This is a genomic window from Methanobrevibacter thaueri (genome assembly GCF_003111625.1).
In the GTDB taxonomy this organism is placed as follows: Archaea; Methanobacteriota; Methanobacteria; order Methanobacteriales; family Methanobacteriaceae; genus Methanocatella; species Methanocatella thaueri.
This window is the reverse complement of record NZ_MZGS01000014.1, coordinates 124,395-148,220: the sequence shown is the minus strand read 5'-3', so window position 1 is coordinate 148,220 and position 23,826 is coordinate 124,395. Positions and strand designations below refer to the sequence as shown.

The window sequence follows — 23,826 nt, the reverse complement described above, 5'->3', positions numbered from 1 at the left end:
AATAAACATATTATTCATAACTTTTTTTATTTACTATTTTTTTAAGGGTATATTTTCATGAAATTTAACATGGTTACTAAATCTGAAAGTTTTACTAGTCCCGATTTTGGTTGCAAACCAGAAGACAGGGAGATTAATGATTATATTTCTCATGGTGTAATTAATTTGGATAAACCTTCAGGACCGACCTCTCATGAAATAGACTCTTGGGTTAAACGTATTTTAAACTTGGAAAAATCAGGCCACGGGGGAACACTTGATCCTAAGGTTACCGGTATCTTGCCGGTTGGATTGAATGACGCTACCCGTGCTATTCAACTTTTATTGACAGCTCCTAAGGAGTATGTCTGCCTTTTGACTTTCCATCAGGACATTGATGAGGAAAGAATCCGTGAAGTGTTTGCGGAGTTCACAGGTAAGATATTCCAATTGCCTCCTGTCAAGTCAGCCGTTAAACGTGAAATGAGGACTCGTAACATCTATTATTCAACAATCTATGAAATTGAGGGACGTGATGTTCTATTCAGAATAGGTTGTGAGGCAGGAACTTACGTCAGGACCTATTGTCACAACATCGGTGAAGCATTGGGCGTAGGGGCGCATATGGCAGAGCTTAGAAGAACCCAGGTTGGTTCATTCAATGAAAAGAACAGGTTGGTTACCTTACAGGACGTTACCGATGCATACCACTTCTGGAAGGAAGACGGTGATGAGTCATTCTTGCGTGAAGCTATCATGCCAATGGAAAGAGCTGCTGATTACCTGCCAAAGATTATCATTAAGGATTCAGCCGTTGATGCGGTCTGTCATGGTGCGGACCTTGCAAATGGCGGAATTGTTGAGTTGGCAGACAACATTCAAAAGAATGATATTGTGGCAATTGAGACACTTAAGGGTGAATTGGTTGGTGCAGGAAATTCTTTATTGACTTCCAACGAGATTTTAGAGGCAGATTCAGGCTTTGCAGTTAATGTCAATAAGGTATTGATGAAACCTGATACCTATCCAAGGTTCTGGAAGTAATGGCCATAAATTGAATTGATTTTTTGATAATGATAAAATTTATATTCAATTTTTAAGAGAAATATTTGTGAGATTAAAATAAGTTTATATTATAAATTTTAAGGATGGTTTATTATTTTTTATAAAAAACTAATCATCACTCTTATTTTTGTATTGATTCTAGTTCTTTCGGTTGGTACAATTCAAGCAAGTGATGTTAATTCAACGGAAATTGGCATTGATGAGGATAATGCCTTATTGGATGAGGATTCTTCAGAAAACCTGTCAGCTAGTCTGGACGAGGTTTCACTCACTGAATCCGCTAAAAATCAGACAGAATTGTCCTCACCTACGGAAAGTGTGTACTACTCAGGGTCATTTAGTGTGACGTTGAGGGATTCAAATGCCACATTGTCCAATAGGACAGTTCATTTTTCTGTAAATGATGTGATTTATGATGCCGTTTCCGACATTAATGGTGTTGCAAGCGTCAATTTAAAGCTAAAACCTGGTAAATATAGCATATTCTCATATTTCGATGGGGATGATGACTATGATGCATGCAATCTGACATCACAATTGAATGTTCTTCCCACAATAAAGGCGAGTGACATTACCAAATACTATAAGGGAGGTACACAATACACTGCAACATTCCTTGACGGTTCAGGTCATGCGTTGGCTAACAGGGCCGTGACAGTACTTGTCCACGGCAAGAAATACACCAAAAACACCAACAGCAAGGGTGTGGTAAGCCTGCCTGTCAATTTAAAGCCAGGCACATACAGGATTGTTGCAACCGGTCCGATTACAGGATTTCAGCTAACCACCAATTTCAATATTTTGCCAACTATAACTCCCGCAACCAAGCTCAAGAAGGTTGAGGGCGAAACCTTCAAGGTCAAATTCCTTAAGGCTAACGGCAAGGTGTTGGCAAAGAAATACGTTAAGATCAAGTTTAGGGGAAAGACATATAAGCTCAAGACAAATGCCAACGGTATTGCAACCCTGTCCTTGAAAAAGGTTAAGAAAGGCACTTATAATGTAGTTTGCCGTAATAATGACGGATTGTCAAAAACCTTTAAGATTAACGTTTATCAAAGAAAGGCATCAACCAAGCTGACCTCCAAGGATTACACTTTCCTTCCTGATGAAAAAAGGGTAATAAAGGTTAAGCTCACAACCGCCCTGGATGACACTTCAAACGTTGGAAAGGTCATCAAAATTAGGATCAACGGCAAGACATATTCCAAAAAGACAGATGGTGATGGTGTTGCATCCATTGATTTGTCATCTTTCAAAAAGGGAATATACACTGTCCAATATTCCTATGATGGAAGCAAGTATTTCAAGGCATCCAAATCAACAAAGTCAGTGAAAATATTTGACACCACTGACACCAAATTGACCGTCAAGAGCACAACCCATTTCGGTTATGGTGCTGGCACTTCATTAAAGGTTGCCTACACTGCAGGAGGCATTCCTTTAGCCAAGAAAACAGTCAAATTGGTCATCAATGGTAAAACCTACAGTAAAACCACAGATGCCAATGGAATAGTGGCCGTTCCTATCAATCTGGCAATAGGCAGTTATAATGTGACCTATAAGTCAACTGGTGATCTCGTTTTCTCACCGGCTTCAGGCTCCTGTGAGATTGATGTTTTCCAAAGGGGTCCATCAAAGGTCCTCTGGAAATGCGGAAGTTCCTATAAGGACAATTCCCAGACATTCAAGGTTCTAGTAACTGATTCTAAGGGGAAAGCTACTTCTGGAGGCATGGCAGAACTCACCATTGATGGTGAAACATACACTGCGACTGTGGGTTCCGACGGATATGCCAAGTTCAGGACTGACGTTGCAATAGGCAAATATAACGTCAAGGTCAAATTCAATGGCAATAATGATCTTCTCACAAGTTCCAATTCCAAAACTGTAAATGTCAAGCTTTCCAAATTTGGAAACGGTATCAATCAAAAGCATGCAAAGGGATCAAGCGCTTATCTTAAATCATCAAGCCACTGTAAAGTTGGAAGCAAGGCGATTAAAAAGCTGGTCAAGTCCCTAACCAAAGGCTTGACAAGCAAGGTCGATAAGGCAAAGGCGATATTCAATTATGTTAGGGACACTTTGGATTACTCCTATTATTATAACAGCAAATATGGTGCATCAGGCACATTGAAGCAGAAAAAAGGAAATTGCGTTGACCATTCCCACTTGTTGGTTGCAATGTTTAGAACAGCCGGATTCAATGCGAGATATGTCCATGGAAGATGCCACTTCGGCGACGGAGACACTACCGGCCATGTATGGACTCAGGTAAAGATAGGAAGCAAATGGGTCTGTGCGGATGCAACCAGCTATAGAAACTCATTGGGAAAAATAAGAAATTGGAACACTAACTCATATACTCTGCATGCCAAATATGCAAGTTTACCGTTCTAAAAAAAAGAAAAAAGAAATGGAAAAGCTAGAAAGCTCCTCCACCTCCACCACCTGATCCTCCTCCGAGGCCACCAAAGCCACCGGAGTCTGATGAAGGATTTGCGGATGTCTGTCCGGTCATGATTGCATGGTGCATCATGTAATATCCTCCGTAGTGGTGATATAGGAAAATATCATCATCATAGAAACTGCCACCTGCGAAGTTTTTCTCCTGCAGTTTCATGGATTCGTAAACCTTGTCTGCTACTCCAAGAGCCGCACCATAAATCAAGTACTTCCTCCAAACAACTATTGATTCCGGAGGGTGTTCGTTGATTAAACTGTTGTCTTTTAAGAACTTCTTGAAGTTTTTCCATTTGAGATACCTCACGCGACCCTTTGAAGTCCATTGTCCAAAGATATCGTCATCAAGCCTCATGATGGCTATTGAGAAAATGACTAAAAATATTCCTCCGGCAATGGCATAGGTTCCTGATTTCAGTTCAGTCCATATTCCTAGAATGGCAATTATAACTCCAATGACCAATCCTCCAACACTGAGTCCGGCCATTATGGTGGTTCCAGTGTCATTGAACTCTTCACTCACTCTAGGTTCCAGCTCATCTTCAACATTGGCGCACCAGTCTGCATACTGTTCCATAAACCATTTTGCATTTGCCTCTGATGACAAACTGGTGTTGAGGCTTGACAGGTTCAGGGTGTCCCCATAGGCGAAGTTGTGCAGGATGTCATAGACCTGTTTCTCATTTGACTTGAGGTTTTGTGTGTTTCCGCTGAATTCAATGTATAGGTCATTGGTTTCAGTGTTCTCATCGAATTGCTTGGTTAGCTTCAATACCTTCTTGTCGATCAGATTCAGAATGGCTGCTTCAAAACCGTCCATGTTAGGAGTTCCAATGTCTCCATTTGCATATATAGCATTCACCACTTCAGGGGGATCGTCAGTAGGCAATTCCCTCTCATAAATTCCGTCATAGTCAACTTTCGGTTCACGGCCGAACTTGAGATATGTGAATACGGCAACCACTGGACTTAACAGGGAAAGAAGACCCATAATAAGATATGTCGTATTCCAGAAGTTACGCCCGTTGACGCTGTCCTCAAGGTTTTTCATTATCATGTCACGGCCATTCCGATCAACATGTTTGGCGTATGTCGCATCATGGAAATCGCTCAATGGCATAAGGAGGAGCAGTTCATAGAAGTCCCCTTTCGGAATGTAGCTGCTTTCGGCGGTGATCGTATTTCCTTTAAGTTCGCTGGTTGTGTTGAATTCCTGCGGGTTTAGGAAGTATTCGTTTCCGCTGTCACCAGGTAGGTTTACTGTGAAATAGATGTTTCCGACTCCAACGTCCCATTCATCTCCCCAGAGCTTGTACTGCAGCCCTCCAACATCATTGAAAAGGGTCACCACGTTTTTCATGTCATAGCTGATGTAAACGTTAACGTTGCAGTCACGGATGCCTTGGGTATGTGCAGCATCGGAGTATAGGTAGATTTTCAGGTGCTTATATCCACCCTCATCGCTTTCCTTAAGTACCGCATAGGCTCCATCGGCATCCACTTCAATGTTGTCGATGCTTTCTCCCGCTTTCAGGGGAATGTCACGGTAGACTCCGTTGAACTTTCCGTCAAAGGAGTAGTCATACCTTTCGTCAACATGAAGCAGGCCGTCGCTTCCAACTGTCAGTTCGACGAATGCCCTGTCGATTGAATAGCTTCTGTCATCGTCTGCAGATGCCGCACTTATTGTTGAAAATAATAATAAAAAAAGTAAAATTATAATAAATGCGTTTTTTACATTCATATAATTTCACCTACTCGAATTTCACTTCAGGAACTGCAGTTTCACTTGCTGGTGCTTCAAAATAAGTTTCTTCTTTAAATCCAAACATTCTAGCCATAATGCTACTTGGGAATTGTTGGCAAGCGTTATTGTATTTTAAAACAACGTCATTATAGAATTGCCTTGCATAGGATATCTTGTCTTCTGTGTCGGTCAATTCTGATTGCAATTGTTGGAAATTGCTGTTTGCCTTTAAGTCAGGATAGTTTTCCGCAACGGCGAACAATGTTTTCAATGCTCCAGTCAATTGGTTGTCTGCAGCGCTGGTTTCTTCAACGGTTGTTGCGTTCATAACGCCTGTTCTTGCTTTTGTCACTTCTTCAAGAACGCCTTTTTCATGACTTGCGTAACCCTTTACGGTTTCCACAAGGTTAGGTATAAGGTCGTTTCTTCTCTTAAGTTGGACGTCAATTTGCGCGTAACTGTTTTTCACGCGGTTTCTGAGTCCGACTAGGTTATTGTACATGTGTATTATGGTTACTATAACAATAATAACTAATATTATAATGATGATCCATATTAACAAATCCATCTTAATCACCTTGATTAATAATATGACTGTATTTTAAAATATACTTTACCTTTTGATTTATTAATGATGAAAAAGATAATATTTTATGCAATTCCCATTATTTTGGGAAAAATCCTATTTTTAAGCAAACCTTTATATAGGTTAAAGATAATAAATTATGTTATCATATTATTCTAGACAATATGATAGACAAGTATTGCTAACTATTTTAATGCCGAGATAGTCTAGCCTGGTAAGGCGCGAGACTGGAAATCTCGTGGGCGTTCAGCCCTCCTGGGTTCAAATCCCAGTCTCGGCGTTTATTAGTTTTTAACTATATTTTTTTGAATTATATTAAAAATACTTGTTGAACTGATATTTATTGCACTCTTAGCCAATAGGCTAAGTTTATAACTGTTGAAAGAACTGTGTTTTGATACATTCAAAACATTCGAATCTATATTTTACGTCTCGTAGGTTCGCTCTATAAATGGAGGTTATTTAATGGAAGACGAATTCAAGCATTTAGTACGTATTTCAAGAAAAGACGTAAATGGTAACAAAACCATTGAACATGCTTTAACTGAAATCAAAGGTGTTGGAATCTCTTTATCTAAAACTATTTGTCGTGTTTTAGACTTAGATTTAGATGCAAAAATTGGATACATTGCTGACGAAGATGTTTTAAAAATTGAAGAAATTTTAGAAGATCCTCACAAATTTGGCATTCCATCTTGGATGTTGAATAGAAGGGAAGACTATGAAACTGGTGACGACATTCACTTGATTGAATCTGACCTTGACATGACTTTAAGGGATGATTTAAACAGAATGAAAAAGACCAGAAGTTACAAAGGTAGAAGACACGAAGTTGGTTTACCTGTTAGAGGTCAAAGAACCAAATCTACTTTCAGAAAAAGTTCTTCAGTTGGTGTAAAACGTTCAAGAGGATAAGCAAGAACTTTTTTTATGAATTAAATTATCAAAATTCAATTTTATAAGGAGATGTTTTAATGGGACAACCTAGAAAATCAAGGAAAAAGTATAATACACCACCTCATCCTTGGAATGCGGAAAGAATTAAAAATGAAAATAAATTAATGACTAAATACGGTTTAAAAAACAAAAAAGAAATTTGGAAAGCCGATACTTTAGTTAGAAGATACAGTAGGGAAGCAAGATACTTACTCGGTTTTTCTGCTGATCAAATGGTAAAAGAGAAATTACAATTATTAGGACACTTAGCTAGAACCGGTGTTTTGCCAGAAGGTGCTGCTCTTGAAGATATTCTTGACTTAAACGTTGAAGATATCTTAAGAAGAAGATTACAAACTATTGTATATAAAAAAGGTTTAGCTCGTACTCCTAAAGAAGCAAGAATGTTCGTTGTACACGGTCACATAGCTTTAAACGGTAAAAAAATCAACTCACCAAGCTATGTAGTTTTAGACGGTCAGGAAGATGAAATCGGTTTCTACCGTTCTTCACCTGTAGCAAAACAAATTGAAGAGTACAACAAAGCAAAGGATAATAAAGCTAATACAGAAGAATAAAAGGTGTAACTATGGCAAAAGATGAAAAATGGGGTATAGCTAATATTTACTCATCATTTAATAACACTATTATTACTGTAACAGATATTACTGGTGCTGAAACCATCTCACAATGGTCCGGTGGAAAAGTTGTTCGTGCAGACAGACAACAAGCTTCACCATTCGCAGCAATGGCTGCAGCAACCAGAATAGCTGATGATGCTAAAGAAAAAGGATTTGTTGGATTACATATTAAAGTTAGAGCTCCTGGTGGAAATGGACCAAGAAGTCCAGGACCTGGTGCACAAGCTACTATCCGTGCTTTAGCAAGAGCTGGAATTAAAATAGGAAAAATCGAAGATATCACTCCTATTCCTCACGACGGTACTGGAAGACCTGGTGGTAAAAGAGGAAGAAGAGTATAAGCAGAAGGGTTTAATATGGAGATAGAAGTAAGAAGTCAAAACGATGATGAAATGATTTTCATTGTTCGTGATGCAGAAGTGCCTTTTATTAATGCTATTAGGAGAGTTGCAATGGTCAATGTTCCTAAAATAGCAATCGAAGATGTTAACATTATTGTCAACGATTCTGCAATGTTCAATGAGGTGCTTGCTCATAGACTTGGTTTAACTCCTTTAGTATCTGATTTGGACGCTCTTGAAGGATTGTCATTACCAGAAGATGACGACTGGGAAGAGTTTTCAAACGGAATCATGTTCTATTTGAAAGAAGTGGGACCTAAAGTAGTTTATTCTAAAGATTTAAAATCTTCAGACTCTAGAATTAAACCAGTATACGACACCATACCTTTAGTAAAACTCAAAGAAGGAGAAAAGCTTGACATTGAAGCAGTTGCAAAAGTTGGATACGGAAAAGAACATGCTAAATGGATTCCAACTACTGTATGTGCTTACAAACAATATCCTGAAATAACATTCAATGAGGATGTTGAAATCGATTACGATTGCGCTCAAGCATGTCCAAGAGGTATTTTAAAATCAGATAAAAGATCCAAAAAGATCAAAATCGTGGAAGAACATGAAAACAGTCCTTTGATTGGAGTTGAAGAATGTGCCATGTGCAAAAGCTGTGTAAGAGCTTCTGACAATGGATACATCAATGTAGGATTCCGTCCAAATGACTTCATTTTCAGAATCGAAACTGATGGTGCAATGCCTCCTAAAGAAGTTTTATTAAAAGCTTGTGACGTATTAGGTGAAAAAGCGGATAAGTTTATCAGATTTAGTGAAGAAGGAGGAAATTAATAATGGTTAAAAAAGTAATAAAAACAAATCCTAACCTTATTGAACTTATTAATAAACTTTATGAACAATCAAGAAATGAAGATGCAGCTATTTGGAAAGATGTTGCACAAAGACTTGAAAGGTCTAACAGAAGAACTGCTGAAGTAAATTTATCAGATATCGCAAGATACGCTGAAGAAGGCGAAACTGTTTTAGTACCTGGTAAAGTTTTATCAAATGGTGATTTAGAAAACAAAGTAGATGTTGTAGCATTAAAATTCTCAGCTAAAGCACAAGAAAAAATCGAAAGTGCCGGTGGAGAATGCATCTCAATCGAAGAAATTATGGAAAGTAATCCTAAAGGATCAAACATAAGGATTATGGAATAAGGGGATGTGTGTTATGATGATTATTGATGGAGAAGGATGCGTTTTAGGAAGATTAGCTAGTGTAACTAGTAAAAATCTCTTAGAAGGCGAAGAAGTAGTAATTCTTAATGCTGAAAAAATTATGTTAACTGGTAATAAGGATTGGGCTTATGCTAAATACAAACAAAGAGTGGACAGAGCAAGTATCTCTAACCCTCGTGACTTAGGTCCTAAATATCCTAGAAGACCTGACGACATATTTAGAAGAACTGTAAGAGGAATGTTACCTTTCAAAAAATCCAAAGGTAAAACAGCATACAAAGGCTTAAAAGCTTTCGTAGGCGTACCTGCTGAATATGCTGATGCTGAACTCACTGCAGTTCCTGAAGCAGAATACGGAGATCTTAAAAAAGGTATTGAGTTAGGAGAAATCTCCAAACTTTTAGGAGCTACCTTTTAGATAAACGGATGTGTAATTATGGTTAAAGTTATTCATACTAGTGGAAAACGTAAAACAGCTATCGCAAGAGGTACTGTTCGCGAAGGAACCGGTAAAGTTAGAATCAACAAAGTTCCTTTAGAACTTTATTCTCCTGAGCTTGCTCAATTAAAATTACAAGAACCATTAACCTTAGCTGGAGACTTAGCTAATGAAGTGGATATCAACATCCACGTTATTGGTGGTGGAGTAATGGGTCAAGCTGAAGCTGCACGTATGGTAATTGCAAAAGGACTCGTACAATGGTCTCAAGATTTGGATTTAAAAGAAAAATACATCCAATATGACAGAACCATGTTAGTAGGTGACCCAAGACGTTCAGAACCTAAAAAATACGGTGGTCCTGGAGCAAGAGCACGTAAACAAAAAAGTTACAGATAAATTCTTCTGTAATTTTATATTTTATTTAAAATTAAAAAAAGATGATATAAATGATTCCTATAAGATGCTTAAGTTGTGGAAAACCTGTATCAGCTTACTTTGATGAATACAATAAAAGAGTAGCAGCTGGTGAAAGTTCTAAAGATGTTTTAGACGATTTAGGTTTAACAAGATACTGTTGTAGAAGAATGTTAATTTCCCATGTGGAAACCTGGGAATAGACTGATTTAGGGATTTTATATTTAAATATAATATTGGTAAAATATATGCCTAAAAAATGGAGTAATATTCATGGATGTTGAAAAGAAATTAACAAGGTTTGAAAGAGCTAGAATTCTCGGGGCTAGAGCAATTCAAATATCTATGGGTGCAAAACCTCTAGTGGATATTAAAGATTCATTGGATCCAATTGACATAGCTTACGCAGAACTCAAAGCTGGAGTTTTACCATTAGATGTTATTAGAGATGAATAGATTTTATCTATTTACTCTAAAATTTATTTAAAAAAAATAGTAAATACCAATTGAACTCTATAAAGAAACTTACTGATTTTTTCAAAATATAGGTTGGTTGGTAACAAATTGAATGACACTGAGGTGTTTTTTTGGATAGTATAATAGAAGACGTCCAAGTTCGAAAGATTTTGGACAGCAGGGGAAACCCTACCATCGAAGTTGATGTAAAAACTTGGGGTGGTTACGGTAGAGCTGCTGCACCAAGTGGGGCGAGTACAGGTTCAAGAGAAGTGGTATCCTTCCCTGAAGGGGGAGTAGACCTTGTAGTAAGTGAAATGGAAGACTTGATTGCTTCTGAGCTTATTGGAATGGATGCTTGTGATATTACTACAATTGACGAAGTGCTAAGAGAAATAGATGGAACAGACAATTTGGCTGCTATTGGAGGTAACACTACTGTTGCGATTTCCATGGCTGTGGCTAAAGCTGCTGCTGCATCATATAACATGCCACTATATCAATACCTAGGAGGCAGTATGGTAAATGAATTGCCTTATCCTTTGGGAAACATGATGAACGGTGGTGCTCATGCAGGTGTTAATGCGCCTGATATTCAAGAATTCCTTGTTGTTCCTATCGGAGCATCAAATATGGTTGAAGGGATTTTTGCAAATGCTTCTATTCACAAAAGATTAAAAGAATTAATCCAATCTAAAGATTCAGCTTTTACCGGAGGTAAAGGTGATGAAGGTGGATGGGTACCTAACATAACCAACGCTGATGCATTGGAAATTCAATCCAAGGCATGTGAAGAGGTTGGTGATGAATTGGGTATTGAAATCAGACCTGCTTTAGATATGGCTGCATCCGAATTATGGGATGGAAACGAGCAGAAATATATTTATGCTCAAGACGGTATCAAAAGAGATACTGGTGATCAAATTGATTTCGTAAAAGATATTATTGATACTTATAATATGTTTTATGTAGAAGACCCATTTGACGAGTCAGACTTCGAAGGGTTTGCTCAATTGACTGCCAAGGTTGGCGACAAATGTCTCGTTTGTGGAGACGATTTATTCGTGACCAACAAGGAGCTATTGGCCAAGGGAATTGAGATGAATGCTGCAAACGCAATCATTATCAAGCCTAACCAGATAGGTTCATTGTCCGAAACCCATGCAACTGTCAAGTTGGCAAAGGAAAACGGTATTGTGCCTGTTGTTTCCCACAGATCTGGGGAAACCACTGATGAGACAATCGCTCATCTGGCCGTTGGTTTTAACTCTCCAATGATTAAGACCGGAGCCATTGGCGGTGAGAGAATAGCAAAACTCAACGAGCTGATCCGTATTGAGGAGGAACTTCCAAATCCTAGAATGGGCAAATTTTAAAATAGGGGAGAGTATTATGTCAAAAGTAATTCTTGATTATGATAAATGTGATGGTGCAGACTGCGCTGAATGTGCTGACGTTTGCCCAATGGAAGTATTAGTTCTTAAAGGAGACAAAATTGAGATTGTCGACCCTGAAGAATGTAGTTATTGTGAAGTATGTATGGACGTTTGTCCTAACGAATGTATTCAAATTGAAGATGATTTTTAAATTGTAGGTGAAAATATGGTAAATGAAGAACTTTTAATTGACTTAGATAATTATTTAGCTGCTGGATTACACATCGGTACCCAGCAAAAAACTAGTGACATGGAAAAATACATATTCAGAGTAAGATCTGACGGTTTATATGTATTGGACATTCAAAAAACTGATGAAAGAATCAGACAAATCGCAAAATTATTAGCAAAATACGACCCTGAAGACATTTTAGTAGTGGCTACCCGTCAATACGGTCAAGCTCCTGTTAAAAAATTCGGAGAGTTAACCGGTGCTAAAACCATTCCTGGAAGATTCATCCCAGGTACCTTAACAAACCCAAATTACGCTAAATTCATTGAACCAAAAATCATTGTAGTAACTGACCCAAGATCTGACGCACAGGCTATCTTGGAATCCAAACAAAATGGTATTCCAGTTATTGCATTATGTGATACTGAAAACTTACTCAGTTTTGTTGACATCGCAGTACCTGTAAACAACAAAGGTAGAAAAGCTATCGCTTTAGTTTACTGGTTACTTGCAAGACAAATCTTAAGAGAAAGAGGAGACATCCCAGAAGACGGTGACCTTGATATTGATGCAACTGAATTCGAACTTAAATTTTAAGTGAGTTAATATGTTAAGACAACCTGCTGTTGCTGGAGCATTCTATCCAGACGACCCGGAAAAGCTAGCAAGACTTATTGAAAGTTGTTTTCTAGATGATTCTGGCGTTGGATACATACCTGAATTGAATTCATTTGAAGGTAGTGATTATCCTATCAACGTTATGGTTCCGCATGCAGGTTATCAATATTCTGGTGCAATAGCCTCTCATGGCTATTGTGAAATCGTAAAAAATGGTTTTCCTGAAGTTTTTATAATTTTAAGTCCTAACCATACTGGATTCGGTAGTGAAATTTCAATATTCAATGAGGGGGAATGGATTACTCCTTTAGGAAGTGTCAAGGTGGACAATGAGTTTGCAGACAGCATCATAGAGTTTTCAAACATCGCTTCTGCAGAGTTCACTGCTCATCTTAGGGAACACAGCATTGAGGTTCAGCTGCCATTCCTACAATATTTTTCTGCTGATTTTAAGATTGTTCCTATAACAATAGGAAAACAGGATTTCATAACCTCATCAGACCTTTCAAAAGCAATTTTTGAGGCTGGAAACAAATTGAACAAATCCTACTGCGTTATTGCAAGCACTGACCTGTCCCATTTCAACAATCAGGAACGGGCAAACAAGGTTGACGGATTTGTTTTGGAGGACATTGGTGAAATGAACGAGTTCAAGCTTTTTGAAGAGGTCGTTCAGTACAATATTACAATGTGCGGTTATGGGCCTGTGATGACCACAATTTCCCTTTCAAAGCAATGCAATAAGAATGATTGCGATATTTTGGCTTATGGGACCAGTGGAGACGTTACTGGGGACTTCACATCAGTAGTTGGTTATGCTTCAGGTATTTTTAAGTAGGTGAGTTAATTGATAGCTAAAGCTTCCGCTCCGGCAAAAACTATTCTGTTTGGAGAACACTCTGTAGTTTATGGTGAACCTGCTATAGCGGGCGCTATAAATAAAAGGGCATTTATTACCATTAAGGATTCTGAAGATGACAGAACAATTTTCAGGGCTCCAGACATCGGTTTTGAGGCGGAGTTACTTACACGGGAGAAAAAATATATTTTACTTAAAGGAAAACCAGGTATTATTAGATACATTTTAGAAGTTCTTTATACACTTCACGATCACACACCAATCGACATCACACTGAACTCCCAGGTTCCGATTGGTTCAGGATTGGGTTCATCTGCCGCCGTTACAGTGGCGATGCTAGCAGCGTTATACCGTTATCATAACATTCGTTTTAACAAGAAATCTCTTGCCCATGACGCGCACATGATTGAACAGGCAGTTCAGGGAGTTGCAAGTCCTCTGGACACTCTTGTCTCTACTTATGGAGGACTGGTTTACCTGTCCAGGAATAAGAAAGTTGAGCATTTCAATGTCAATTTCAACGTTCCGTTTGTTGTGGGTTACACCACAAAGCACGGAAACACCGGAAAAATGGTTAAGGACGTTAAGAATCTCAAGACCAGAAACCCGAAAATCATAAATCCGGTTATCACTTCTATGGGCAATTTGACCAATTATGCAAAACAGGCTATTTTAAAAAGGGATTTCAATAAGATTGGTGAGTTAATGAACATTAACCACGGATTTTTAGATGTTATAGGGGTCAATACATTGGAATTGTCCCGTATGGTGTATAATGCAAGGGAAGCAGGTGCCATAGGTTCCAAGACTACTGGAGCAGGTGGTGGAGGCAGTATAATTGCACTCTGTCCGGGCAAGGTGGAAGAAGTTGCTAAAGCTATTGCTCGTGATGACAATGTTTTAAAAATCAGATTTACTAGAAAAGGAGTTTCTTCAAGGGTTTACAAGTGATTTTGATGATAATTTTAAAAATAGGTGGCAGTATCCTGACAAATAAGGATTCAAAAACTAGTGAAGTTGATGCTGCCAGCCTCAAGAGAATTGCCTCTGAGATTAAAAGGTCTCTTGACAATTCTGATAAGGAATTGGTCATAGTTCATGGTGCAGGTTCATTCGGCCATCCTCCTGCAAAAAAGCATAGAATTGGGGAGGAATTCGAGGAATCCGAATATCCTCAAAAGAGGTTAGGTTTCTGTGAAATTCAAAATGAGGTTAAAAAGCTCAACATGTTCATATGTGAAGCGCTGATTGAAGAGGGAATACCTGCAATTGCGGTTCCTGCCTCAGGATTCATAACAGCAACCGACAAGAGAATCACAAACGGCAATCTTGACCTGTTCAAGAAATATCTGTCAAAAGGTTTCGTGCCTGTCATCTATGGGGATGTTGTCCTTGATGACGATTTGGAATTCTGCGTTATTTCAGGCGATCAGTTAATCCAATATTTGGCCAAAAACCTAAATCCGTCACAGGTTATTTTGGGAACAGACGTTGACGGTGTCTACAATAAGAATCCGAAGACACATGACGATGCCATTTTCTTTGACAAATTCACATCACTTAAGGACTTGGACACTCTCGAAGGAACAACAAACGTTGATGTAACTGGTGGAATGGTTGGAAAGATTAAAGAACTTTTATATTTAGCAGATTTAGGAATTGAATCTAAGATAATAAATGCTGAAGTTGAAGATAATATTTTCAAAGTGCTAGAAGATAAGGAAGTTAAGGGAACAGTAATTTCAAGGGGAAATTAGAACATGATTTCAGATAGAAAATTAGAGCATTTATTAATTTGTGAAAATTATGATGTGGAGTTTAAGGATAAAACCACCGGATTTGAAGACATAGAGCTGATCCATAATGTTTTGCCTGAGATTGACAAAAACGAGATTGATTTGTCAACTGAGGTTTTCGGTAAAAAATTAGATTCACCTTTATTTATTACAGCAATTACCGGAGGACATCCTGCAGCAAAAGAGGTTAACAAACAATTGGCCATTGCAGCTGAAAACAACGGAATAGCATTGGGTGTTGGTTCTCAAAGAGCTGCTTGCGAACATCCGGAACTTGCAGACACTTACACTGTTGTGCGTGAAAACGCTCCTGACTGTTTGCTTGTTGGAAACATTGGAGCGCCACAATTGAACCTTGCTGAAAGGGCAGTTGAAATATTGGATGCGGATATCCTTGCGATTCATTTAAACCCTCTTCAGGAATCCATTCAGCCGGAAGGGGATTTGGATGCAAGAGGATACACTGAAATGATATCCCAAATCACTGATGCCGTTGACATTCCTGTTCTTGCTAAAGAGACAGGATGTGGAATTTCAGCTGAATCAGCAAAGACATTGGTTGATGCCGGCGTTGATTTCATTGATATTGAAGGTGCCGGAGGAACCAGTTGGGCGGCTGTTGAAACATACAGGGCGGAAGACAGGTATCTCGGAGAAATATTTTGGGATTGGGGAATTCCAACTGCAATAAGCACCGTTGAGGTCACCAATGCGGTTGATGTTCCGGTCATTTCTTCAGGAGGTATCAGAACAGGTCTTGAAGCCGCTAAGGCAATTGCACTTGGTGCGGATGCCGTAGGTATGGCACTGCCGTTTCTAAAGAATTGTAATTCACAAGAGGCTTTAAACACATTTATTAATAGATTTAATGATTCACTAAGAATTGCTATGTTTTTAGTTGGAGCTAATAACATTGAAGAATTGAAACAAAGTAATTTGGTCATTCGCGGAAAAACAAGGGAATGGCTGAATGAAAGAGGTATAAACACAAAGAATTATTCAAGGAGATAAAACATGAGCGTAGAAGTTATCGCTATAGGTGGATATCAGGAAGTCGGGAAAAACATGACTGCTGTCCGTATAGGTGATGATGTCGTCATTTTTGATATGGGGATTCACTTAGACAGGATCAGTATGCACGAGGACACTGATATCGACAGAATGCACAGTTTAGATTTAATTGAGAGAGGGGTTATTCCTGACGACACCTTGATGAAGGATGTTGATGGAAAAGTAAAAGGAATAGTATTCTCTCACGGTCACTTGGACCACATTGGTGCAGTCGCTAAATTGGCTCATAGATACGATGCACCATTGATTGGAACACCATATACTTCTGCTTTAATAGAAAAACAGATTAAGGGAGAACGTAAATTCAAAGTAACAAATCCAATCAAGGTTTTAAACCCTGGAAGCAAAGTGAAGCTTTCAAAAGACATAACACTGGAATTTGTACAGTCAACACACAGTATTCCACAAGCTGTATTTCCGGTATTGCACACTCCTGAAGGAGTTATCGTATATGCACTCGATTTCAAATTTGACAATCATCAAAAGGTATCACCACCTCCTGATTATAAAAGATTAAGGGAATTGGGTAAGAAAGGAGTGCTTGCGTTAATTGTGGAAACCACTAACGCAATCAATTATCATGAGGTAAAGACACATTCCGAAAGAATCGCAAGGAACATCCTTGAGGACGTAATGAGAGGACCGTTACAGGAAAAGACTGGAATGATTGTTACCACATTCTCATCTCACGTTGAACGTGTACAGGCTATAGCAGACATCGCTAAGAAAAGCGATAGGGAAATCTTTTTCCTTGGAAGGTCCATGGAGAGGTTCTGTGGAATTGCACAAAAATTAGGAATTTTGAAGTTACCGGAGAACGCCAGCATTTACGGCTCTCCTAAAGCGGTCAACAAGGCCTTGATGAAGGCGGATGAGGACCGTGCAAACTATCTGTTGGTAACTACAGGGCACCAAGGTGAACCTGACGCATTGCTTCCAAGAATAGCCAACGGCAGAACACCGTTCAACATCAAGAAGGGAGACAACATTATTATTTCAGCACCTATCATTCCAAACCCAACAAATGCCGCTAACAGGCACATTATGGAAAGAAGGCTAAAATTGAAAGGTGCAAGGATTTATCCTAATGCTCACGTTTCCGGACACGCTGGAAGAGAAGATCACAGAGAGTTTTTAAGAATGTTAAAGCCTCAACATATCATTCCGGCACACGGAGAGTTATCAATGCTTGCAGCTTATGCTGAACTTGCAGAAGAAGAAGGCTACAGAATCGGATATGATATCCATATTTTAAGAAATGCTCAAGCACAAGTTTTTAAAAGTTAAACGAGGGATATAATGAGTGACGTAAAAGAGGTACTTGGAACCTATTCAGGCGACATTACAAAAACTATTGAAGATGAACTATCCACTATTACTCCAGATAATCTTGCAGAGGCATCAGTTTATCTCACAAGAGCTGGAGGAAAAATGCTCAGACCGGCCTTAACATTAATTACCGCTGAAGCTGTTGGTGGAAAACGTGAATCTGCTCTTAAGGCAGGGGCTGCAATCGAATTGATCCACACATTTTCATTGATTCATGACGATATCATGGATCAGGATGACATGAGGAGGGGAATGCCATCAGTCCACAAGGTATGGGGTGATGACGTAGCCATTCTCGCTGGAGACACATTATTCTCAAAGGCTTTCGAAATAATTATTGGTTCAGAAGGAACCAGCTCCGACCAGAACAACAAGGCTTTGGCCACCGTTGCCGATGCATGTGTAAAAATCTGTGAAGGTCAGGCATTGGACATGGGCTTTGAGGAAAGATTCGATGTGACTGAAGATGAGTACATGGAAATGATTTTCAAGAAAACCGGTGCATTAATTGCTGCTGCCACTAAAGCTGGGGCAATTATGGGCGGTGCAGATGATGAAGTCATTGATGCAATGTATGAATATGGCCGTTTAATTGGTCTTGCTTTCCAGATTCAGGACGATTACCTTGATTTGGCTTCCGATGAGGAAACATTAGGTAAACCGATCGGTTCCGACATTGGAAAAGGTAAAATGACCATTATTGCAATCAAAGGTTTGGCCAGTGTTGAAGATGACAGATTGCTTGAAATCTTAAAAGCTGAAAATAATTCTCAAGATGAGATAGATGAAGCGATTGAGATTTTAACAAATTGTGGTGCTATTGAATATGCTCGCAATTTGGCACTAGAATCCGTTGACAAAGCTAAACAAGTACTTGAAATATTGGACGATTCTTCATCTAAACAGGTACTTAGTGACATTGCAGATTTCGTACTTGAGAGAAGCGCATAGATTCTCTCATATTTTCACTTTTTTTTAAAATTTTTTCATGATTCTATGAGTTACCATAGAATCATTTTATAGTATTAATACAGTTTTGGTTAGATGTTTTTTCTGTTGAAATTTCTATAATTGTAACATGCCGTTTTTCTTATTCTAAGTGAGTGATTTTAGAATATTCCAATGATTTGGCTATAGAAACTTCGTTTTTTGCGATAATATGTAAATATTATCAAAATTAATTATCATTCTCATTTCATATAAGCTTTTTCTTAGTTTTAAGGGCAATTATTCGCTTTTGGAACAATATTTCGCTTCCAGACAACAAATTTTATAAACCGCTTACACACAAAGATAAACCTATGAAAGGAATAATTGGAGCGATATCAGGCGATATCATTGGATCAACTAGGGAGCATTATAGAATCAAAACCAAGGACTTCGATTTGTTTCCATTCGGATCAACTTTTACTGATGACACTGTAATGACATTGGCCATTGCCAGTTGGCTGTGTGAGGATAAGGACTCAATCGACGTCTTGATTAAGAACCTGAAGTTCTACGGCAATCGATATATCCATGCGGGATATGGCCGCAGCTTTCTCAACTGGTTGGCAATGGATGACCCTAAGCCATACGGCAGTTGGGCAAATGGCTCTGCAATGAGGGTTTCCCCATGCGCATGGGTTGCAAATTCACTGGAAGAGGCACAAAGGCTGGCTAAAATGTCCGCTATCGTATCCCATGACCATCCCGAAGGGATAAAGGGTGCACTTTCCACCTGTGATGCAATCTATCTTGCAAGGACCGGCGCAAGCAAGGATGAAATCAAAAGCCACATCGAGAGAAACTATAACTATAACCTGTCAAGAAGGCTGGATGACATAAGGCCATACTATCAGTTCGAGTTATCATGCGCCCTCAGCGTTCCGGAGTCAATAATCTGCTTTTTGGAAGCTGAAGACTTTGAGGATACAATCAGAAATGCAATTTCCCTTGGTGGAGACTCAGACACCCAGGCGGCAATTGCAGGAAGCATTGCATCAGCATACTGGGATGTTCCGTTGGACATTTACGATAAGTCACTGGGCTATCTTGATGAGACATTGCAAAGCGCATATGTCGAGTTTGAAAGGAAATTCATATTGCCAAATCTTTAAGTATTTTAAGGATATAAAATACTATGTGGTTGTGAATTGATGAACAGGAAAATTTTATTTAGTTTTATTGTTTTTTTAACATTATTATTGACTGTCGCATGTGTGTCCGCTGATGACAACATGACCGGCAGCATTGGATTGGATGAGGATTCCACAGATATAATCAGTGTTGATGACAGTTCAGGCGATATGGTGCTTGGAAATGCTTCGAATGAGGATGTTGATGATGAATCTAACAAATCAGCGACCAACATATCTGCCGAAGACATTGAAACCTTCACTGATTTGAAGGATGAATTCACAGTCAATCTGACTTCAAACGGCACTGCCCTCGCCAACAAATCAGTCGATGTTATCCTGAATGGGGTCACATACAATGCGGTTACAGATGAGAATGGTCTGGCCGTCATAAGCTTCAAGCTTAAGGCCGGAACATATGATGTCCAGTTTTTCTTTTATGGTGATGACAATTACACACAATCAAACGGAACAGCTACAATAGTCGTCAAACCCGAGATTATAACATATCTGAATGTTGTGGACAAGAACATCAATTATCGCCAAGGTTTGAAATCCATATTCCAGCTGAAATTGACTGATGTCAACAATAAGCCAATCAGCGGAAAGTATGTCAAAATCCAGATTAACGGCAAGACATACACCGTAAAAACCAGTTCAGGCGGTTATGCAACCCTATATCTAAGCCTTAAGAAGGGAACATATACAATCAAATATTGGTTTTCTAAATCCGAATTGTATCTGGCATCCTCAGGTGAATTCAAGATTTATGTCAAATCAAAATTATCAAAAGGTAATGGATATTGGGTCAACAAATGGAGCATGAAAAAGGTCAATCTCAAGAAGCTTCACAAGAAAGGAACCAAGCACATCTTCCTTCAGCATACTGCATTTGCCAAATACGGTGAAAAGGCAGTGTTGAAATGGATTAAAAAGGCCCACAAGTATGGAATGAAAGTCCATATATGGATGGCTGTGTTCTACAAGGACGGCAAGTACATACATGCTTCAAACAAGAAGGGTGTTTATAATTACAAGCATATGGAAAGCAAAATCAGTCTTGCAAAGCATTACGCTTCACTTAAGGGTGTTGACGGAATCCACTTTGACTATGTGCGGTTCGGTGGAAACGCATACAAGTATAAGAATTCCGTTGCTGCAGTGAATTACTTCGTCAAAAAGGCCTGTGTGGATGTCAGGAAAGTTAATTCTAATATCATTCTTTCAGCTGCCGTAATGCCAGAACCGTCTTCAATGAAGTATTATTATGCCCAGGACGTTCCGACAATGTCAAAATATCTTGATGCAGTAATTCCAATGATTTATAAAGGAAATTATCATGCAAGCTCCAAATGGATTAAGAAGATAACCAAGAAATTCATCAAGCAATCCAAGGGAGCAAAGATATGGGCAGGACTTCAGACCTACAAGTCAGACTGGAACCTCAAGAAACTGTCCTACAAGTCCTTGATGAAGGATGCCAAAAACGCCAAGAAAGGCGGAGCTGCTGGTGTCGTTCTATTCAGATTCGGACTGTCCGCATTATTGAACTTTAAGAAGTTATGACTTCTTCTTATTCTTATTTTTTAATTTTTTAAGCTGGTTCATGAACCTTTCATCATAGTTTCTTGCAATGTCCTCATACTTGTTCCAGATTCCTATTGCTGTTTCAGGTATGACTTCACGCTTGTCTTCCGTAAATTTGGTGTATGTGTGCATCATTTCCCTTGAATCTGATATAATCAGCTTTACGAAGGGTATGTCTGCCTTTTGAATGTTGATGCCATTTTTCTCAAACAGTTCTATGATGTTTATCTTTTCATCGTTGATGTAGCAGGTCGGTGAGGCGAGAATGTTTATTTTCAAGTCTGATCTGTTTTTCAGTGCCTTTACCAGTGCATCACCTTCACCATCGAATAGAAATCCGATTCTCATGTTGATTGAATTCTTTGCCCTTTTGATGATTTCCAGTTCCTGTGCTATAATCTTGTCAACACCGAATATTCTCCATATCGGAGCCTGAACTTGGCTCATTCCGTTTTCATAGACATTTGTCAGCCTTGTTATTGTGTCCTCTATTTCAGAATCCAGTTTCTCCTTTTCCTTGCTAAGGACTTCAACGGGTGACTTGACATTGTAGGTCAATGGCCTGCCGTCTTCCACTTCAATGTAATTCTTTTTAACCAGGCCTTTCAAAACATCATATATTTTGCTTCTAGGGATGCCTGATTTTTCAGCTATTTCCGTCGCATTCGATGAGATTAATGAAGTGAGGGTTACATATGCTTGCGCTTCATACATTGTCAGTCCCATTCCCTTTAGTGTAGATATATTTTCATCCATGTTTATCGTTATTGTTTTAATACTATATATAATGTTACTTTTAACCCTTAAATAGTGACAAAATCTTTATATAACCTTCAAATCTATTTAAGATTATAAGAACTATAAGAGGTAATTATTATGGCAGAAGGCTTAGATATGTTTTGTTATCAATGTTCCCAAACCGCTAAAGGTACCGGATGTACCGTAAGTGGCGTTTGTGGTAAGAAACCGACCGTAGCAAGATTGCAGGATAACCTGATCTTCACTATGAAAGGAATCAGTGCTTACAACTACAATGCAAATGTCTTAGGAAAAAACGACCCTGAAATCGATGCATTCCTAACCAAAGGATTATACACCACATTAACCAACGTCAACTTTGATGTTGAAGACCTGGTAGCACTTGCATTGGAAGCAGGTAAAGTCAGTGTGGATGTAATGAGATTACTCAAAGACGCACACATCGAAGCATACGGCGAACCACAACCTGTGGAAGTGAAAGTTGGTGCACAGGAAGGACCAGCAATCATCGTAACCGGTCACGACCTAAAAGCATTGGAAGAACTGTTAAAACAAGTAGAAGGAACCGACATCAAGGTTTACACCCACTCAGAAATGTTGCCTGCACACGGATACCCAGGCTTGAACAAATACGAAAACCTTGCAGGTCAACTCGGTGGAGCATGGCACGACCAAAGGACAGTCTTCAAAAAATACAATGCTGCAATAGTTGGAACCAGCAACTGTGTTTTACCAGCACTTGACGCATACAAAGAAAGAATGTTCACAATGGACGTAGCAAAACTTGAAGGCGTAAAAACAGTGGATGATTACGACTTCTCAGAAGTAATCGAATGTGCAAAATCCTTAGGATCTCTCGAACCTGAAGAACTAACCACAATCACAACCGGTTGGAGCGCAGGAGCTATTGTAGAACACGCAGAAAAAATCAAAGAATTGGTATTGGATGGTAAAATCAGCAGATTCTTCGTTGTAGGAGGATGTGACAAAGCAGCAAAACACAATGATTACTATAGGGAATTCGTACAAAACTTGCCAGAAGACACTGTCATCCTCACTTTAGCTTGCGGAAAATACAAGTTCAACGACTTGGAATTGGGCGACATCGAAGGCATTCCAAGATTGCTTGATGTAGGTCAATGCAACGACACCATTGTTGCAGTTGATGTGGCAGTGGCATTATGTGAACTCTTCGATATGGAATTGAACGAATTGCCATTAACAATCGTCCTCAGTTGGATGGAACAAAAAGCGGCAGCAGTACTCTGGGCTTTACTCTACTTAGGAAAAACAGACATGTGGATCGGACCGGTACTCCCTGCATGGTGTAACGATGATATCCTAAATGTTTTAGTCGGAAACTATAATTTGACTCCTACTTCCGGTGACGCTTTAGCGGACATTAAGAAAATCATGGGGGAATAATTGTGGAAGACCTGAAATCAAAGGCATTGGATATTCAAAACTTAGTAAAATACGAAAATGATAGTGTAGTCAGCCGTGAAGTAATCAAAAAAGAGCTCGGAACAGTAACATTCTTCGCTTTTGACCAAGGCCAGGGATTGTCTGAACATTCCGCTCCTTTTGATGCGATGGTTCAAATCATAGATGGCGAAGCCGAAATAACTATTTCCGGCGTTAAGAACACAGTCAAAAAAGGTGAGATTATCATCATGCCAGCTAATGAACCTCACGCTCTTCAGGCTGAAAATAGTCCATATAAAATGATTCTAACCATGATAAAATCTGATTAAATCATTTTTTTGGATTAAAACTAGTG

Annotated in this window: 27 protein-coding genes and 1 tRNA gene; 25 read left to right on the top strand and 3 right to left on the bottom strand. The window is 39.0% G+C overall.

The annotated features are described in order from the left end of the window. Positions 1-57 precede the first annotated feature (57 nt). Together MBBTH_RS01685 and MBBTH_RS01680 are read left to right on the top strand one after the other, a co-directional pair. The gene (locus MBBTH_RS01685) at positions 58-1,023 is read left to right on the top strand and encodes an RNA-guided pseudouridylation complex pseudouridine synthase subunit Cbf5 (protein ID WP_116591311.1); all 966 of its coding nucleotides are present in this window, start codon (positions 58-60) and stop codon (positions 1,021-1,023) included. Positions 1,024-1,176: 153 nt separating this feature from the next. After that, entirely contained in the window at positions 1,177-3,444 is a 2,268-nt protein-coding gene (locus MBBTH_RS01680) for a transglutaminase domain-containing protein (RefSeq protein ID WP_116591310.1), read from the top strand. 25 nt (positions 3,445-3,469) lie between these two features. On the opposite strand, the gene MBBTH_RS01675 is transcribed toward MBBTH_RS01680, so the two are convergent. Further along, positions 3,470-5,251, bottom strand: coding sequence for a DUF2207 domain-containing protein (locus tag MBBTH_RS01675; RefSeq protein WP_116591309.1), 1,782 nt, complete (start codon positions 5,249-5,251; stop codon positions 3,470-3,472). 10 nt (positions 5,252-5,261) lie between these two features. Beyond that, positions 5,262-5,822, bottom strand: a complete 561-nt coding sequence (locus MBBTH_RS01670) for a LemA family protein (RefSeq protein WP_116591308.1) — start codon at positions 5,820-5,822, stop codon at positions 5,262-5,264. A gap of 213 nt (positions 5,823-6,035) precedes the next feature. Here MBBTH_RS01670 and MBBTH_RS01665 point away from each other — a divergent pair. The 21 genes from MBBTH_RS01665 (at position 6,036) to MBBTH_RS01565 (ending at position 21,266) form a co-directional block, all read left to right on the top strand. Next, a tRNA-Ser gene (locus MBBTH_RS01665) sits at positions 6,036-6,120 on the top strand. 185 nt (positions 6,121-6,305) lie between these two features. Continuing rightward, a complete protein-coding gene (locus tag MBBTH_RS01660; RefSeq protein ID WP_116591307.1) occupies positions 6,306-6,755 on the top strand; it encodes a 30S ribosomal protein S13 in 450 nt (149 codons plus the stop codon). 59 nt (positions 6,756-6,814) lie between these two features. Next, a complete protein-coding gene (locus tag MBBTH_RS01655; protein WP_116591306.1) occupies positions 6,815-7,354 on the top strand; it encodes a 30S ribosomal protein S4 in 540 nt (179 codons plus the stop codon). Positions 7,355-7,365: 11 nt separating this feature from the next. Next, positions 7,366-7,758 carry a 30S ribosomal protein S11 gene (locus MBBTH_RS01650; RefSeq protein ID WP_069574667.1) on the top strand — a complete coding sequence of 131 codons (393 nt, stop codon included), beginning with the start codon at positions 7,366-7,368 and terminating at the stop codon, positions 7,756-7,758. 15 nt (positions 7,759-7,773) lie between these two features. Further along, positions 7,774-8,601 (top strand): DNA-directed RNA polymerase subunit D, encoded by an 828-nt coding sequence (locus MBBTH_RS01645; protein WP_116591305.1) that lies wholly within the window; start codon positions 7,774-7,776, stop codon positions 8,599-8,601. 2 nt (positions 8,602-8,603) lie between these two features. Next, positions 8,604-8,969, top strand: a complete 366-nt coding sequence (locus MBBTH_RS01640) for a 50S ribosomal protein L18e (RefSeq protein ID WP_116591304.1) — start codon at positions 8,604-8,606, stop codon at positions 8,967-8,969. Positions 8,970-8,985: 16 nt separating this feature from the next. Further along, positions 8,986-9,408, top strand: coding sequence for a 50S ribosomal protein L13 (locus MBBTH_RS01635; protein ID WP_116591362.1), 423 nt, complete (start codon positions 8,986-8,988; stop codon positions 9,406-9,408). Between the two features lie 18 nt (positions 9,409-9,426). Continuing rightward, positions 9,427-9,828 (top strand): 30S ribosomal protein S9, encoded by a 402-nt coding sequence (locus MBBTH_RS01630; RefSeq protein WP_116591303.1) that lies wholly within the window; start codon positions 9,427-9,429, stop codon positions 9,826-9,828. Positions 9,829-9,878: 50 nt separating this feature from the next. After that, complete coding sequence (locus tag MBBTH_RS01625) at positions 9,879-10,049, top strand: DNA-directed RNA polymerase subunit N (RefSeq protein WP_116591302.1); 171 nt, start codon at positions 9,879-9,881, stop codon at positions 10,047-10,049. A gap of 70 nt (positions 10,050-10,119) precedes the next feature. Beyond that, positions 10,120-10,302: a DNA-directed RNA polymerase subunit K gene (locus MBBTH_RS01620; RefSeq protein ID WP_116591301.1), complete on the top strand. Its 183-nt coding sequence runs from the start codon at positions 10,120-10,122 to the stop codon at positions 10,300-10,302. A 131-nt stretch (positions 10,303-10,433) separates the two neighbouring features. Then, positions 10,434-11,678 (top strand): phosphopyruvate hydratase, encoded by a 1,245-nt coding sequence (eno, locus tag MBBTH_RS01615; RefSeq protein ID WP_116591300.1) that lies wholly within the window; start codon positions 10,434-10,436, stop codon positions 11,676-11,678. 16 nt (positions 11,679-11,694) lie between these two features. Next, positions 11,695-11,889: a 4Fe-4S binding protein gene (locus MBBTH_RS01610; RefSeq protein WP_116591299.1), complete on the top strand. Its 195-nt coding sequence runs from the start codon at positions 11,695-11,697 to the stop codon at positions 11,887-11,889. A gap of 15 nt (positions 11,890-11,904) precedes the next feature. Further along, on the top strand, positions 11,905-12,507 hold the full coding sequence (gene rpsB / locus MBBTH_RS01605) for a 30S ribosomal protein S2 (RefSeq protein WP_116591298.1): 603 nt from the start codon (positions 11,905-11,907) through the stop codon (positions 12,505-12,507). A gap of 10 nt (positions 12,508-12,517) precedes the next feature. Beyond that, on the top strand, positions 12,518-13,366 hold the full coding sequence (amrB, locus tag MBBTH_RS01600) for an AmmeMemoRadiSam system protein B (RefSeq protein ID WP_116591297.1): 849 nt from the start codon (positions 12,518-12,520) through the stop codon (positions 13,364-13,366). A gap of 9 nt (positions 13,367-13,375) precedes the next feature. Next, positions 13,376-14,338, top strand: coding sequence for a mevalonate kinase (gene mvk / locus MBBTH_RS01595; protein ID WP_116591296.1), 963 nt, complete (start codon positions 13,376-13,378; stop codon positions 14,336-14,338). Positions 14,339-14,343: 5 nt separating this feature from the next. Beyond that, positions 14,344-15,144, top strand: coding sequence for an isopentenyl phosphate kinase (locus tag MBBTH_RS01590; protein WP_116591295.1), 801 nt, complete (start codon positions 14,344-14,346; stop codon positions 15,142-15,144). 3 nt (positions 15,145-15,147) lie between these two features. Next, on the top strand, positions 15,148-16,194 hold the full coding sequence (gene fni, locus MBBTH_RS01585; RefSeq protein ID WP_116591294.1) for a type 2 isopentenyl-diphosphate Delta-isomerase: 1,047 nt from the start codon (positions 15,148-15,150) through the stop codon (positions 16,192-16,194). A 3-nt stretch (positions 16,195-16,197) separates the two neighbouring features. After that, complete coding sequence (locus tag MBBTH_RS01580) at positions 16,198-17,541, top strand: RNase J family beta-CASP ribonuclease (protein ID WP_116591293.1); 1,344 nt, start codon at positions 16,198-16,200, stop codon at positions 17,539-17,541. A 12-nt stretch (positions 17,542-17,553) separates the two neighbouring features. Continuing rightward, positions 17,554-18,534 carry a short chain isoprenyl diphosphate synthase IdsA gene (gene idsA, locus MBBTH_RS01575; protein ID WP_116591292.1) on the top strand — a complete coding sequence of 327 codons (981 nt, stop codon included), beginning with the start codon at positions 17,554-17,556 and terminating at the stop codon, positions 18,532-18,534. 350 nt (positions 18,535-18,884) lie between these two features. Beyond that, positions 18,885-19,682 (top strand): ADP-ribosylglycohydrolase family protein, encoded by a 798-nt coding sequence (locus tag MBBTH_RS01570; RefSeq protein ID WP_116591291.1) that lies wholly within the window; start codon positions 18,885-18,887, stop codon positions 19,680-19,682. A gap of 39 nt (positions 19,683-19,721) precedes the next feature. After that, complete coding sequence (locus MBBTH_RS01565; protein WP_116591290.1) at positions 19,722-21,266, top strand: putative glycoside hydrolase; 1,545 nt, start codon at positions 19,722-19,724, stop codon at positions 21,264-21,266. Here the strand turns inward: MBBTH_RS01565 and MBBTH_RS01560 are convergent. Beyond that, a complete protein-coding gene (locus MBBTH_RS01560) occupies positions 21,261-22,043 on the bottom strand; it encodes a TrmB family transcriptional regulator (RefSeq protein ID WP_116591289.1) in 783 nt (260 codons plus the stop codon). The two genes, MBBTH_RS01565 and MBBTH_RS01560, sit on opposite strands and share 6 nt — an antisense overlap. A 120-nt stretch (positions 22,044-22,163) precedes the next feature. On the opposite strand from MBBTH_RS01560, the gene hcp reads away from it, so the two are divergent. Both hcp and MBBTH_RS01550 read left to right on the top strand, forming a co-directional pair. Then, on the top strand, positions 22,164-23,471 hold the full coding sequence (hcp, locus tag MBBTH_RS01555) for a hydroxylamine reductase (protein ID WP_116591288.1): 1,308 nt from the start codon (positions 22,164-22,166) through the stop codon (positions 23,469-23,471). Then, positions 23,471-23,800 (top strand): cupin domain-containing protein, encoded by a 330-nt coding sequence (locus MBBTH_RS01550; protein WP_116591287.1) that lies wholly within the window; start codon positions 23,471-23,473, stop codon positions 23,798-23,800. The genes hcp and MBBTH_RS01550 overlap by 1 nt, the downstream gene beginning before the upstream one ends. The last annotated feature ends 26 nt before the right edge of the window (positions 23,801-23,826 follow it).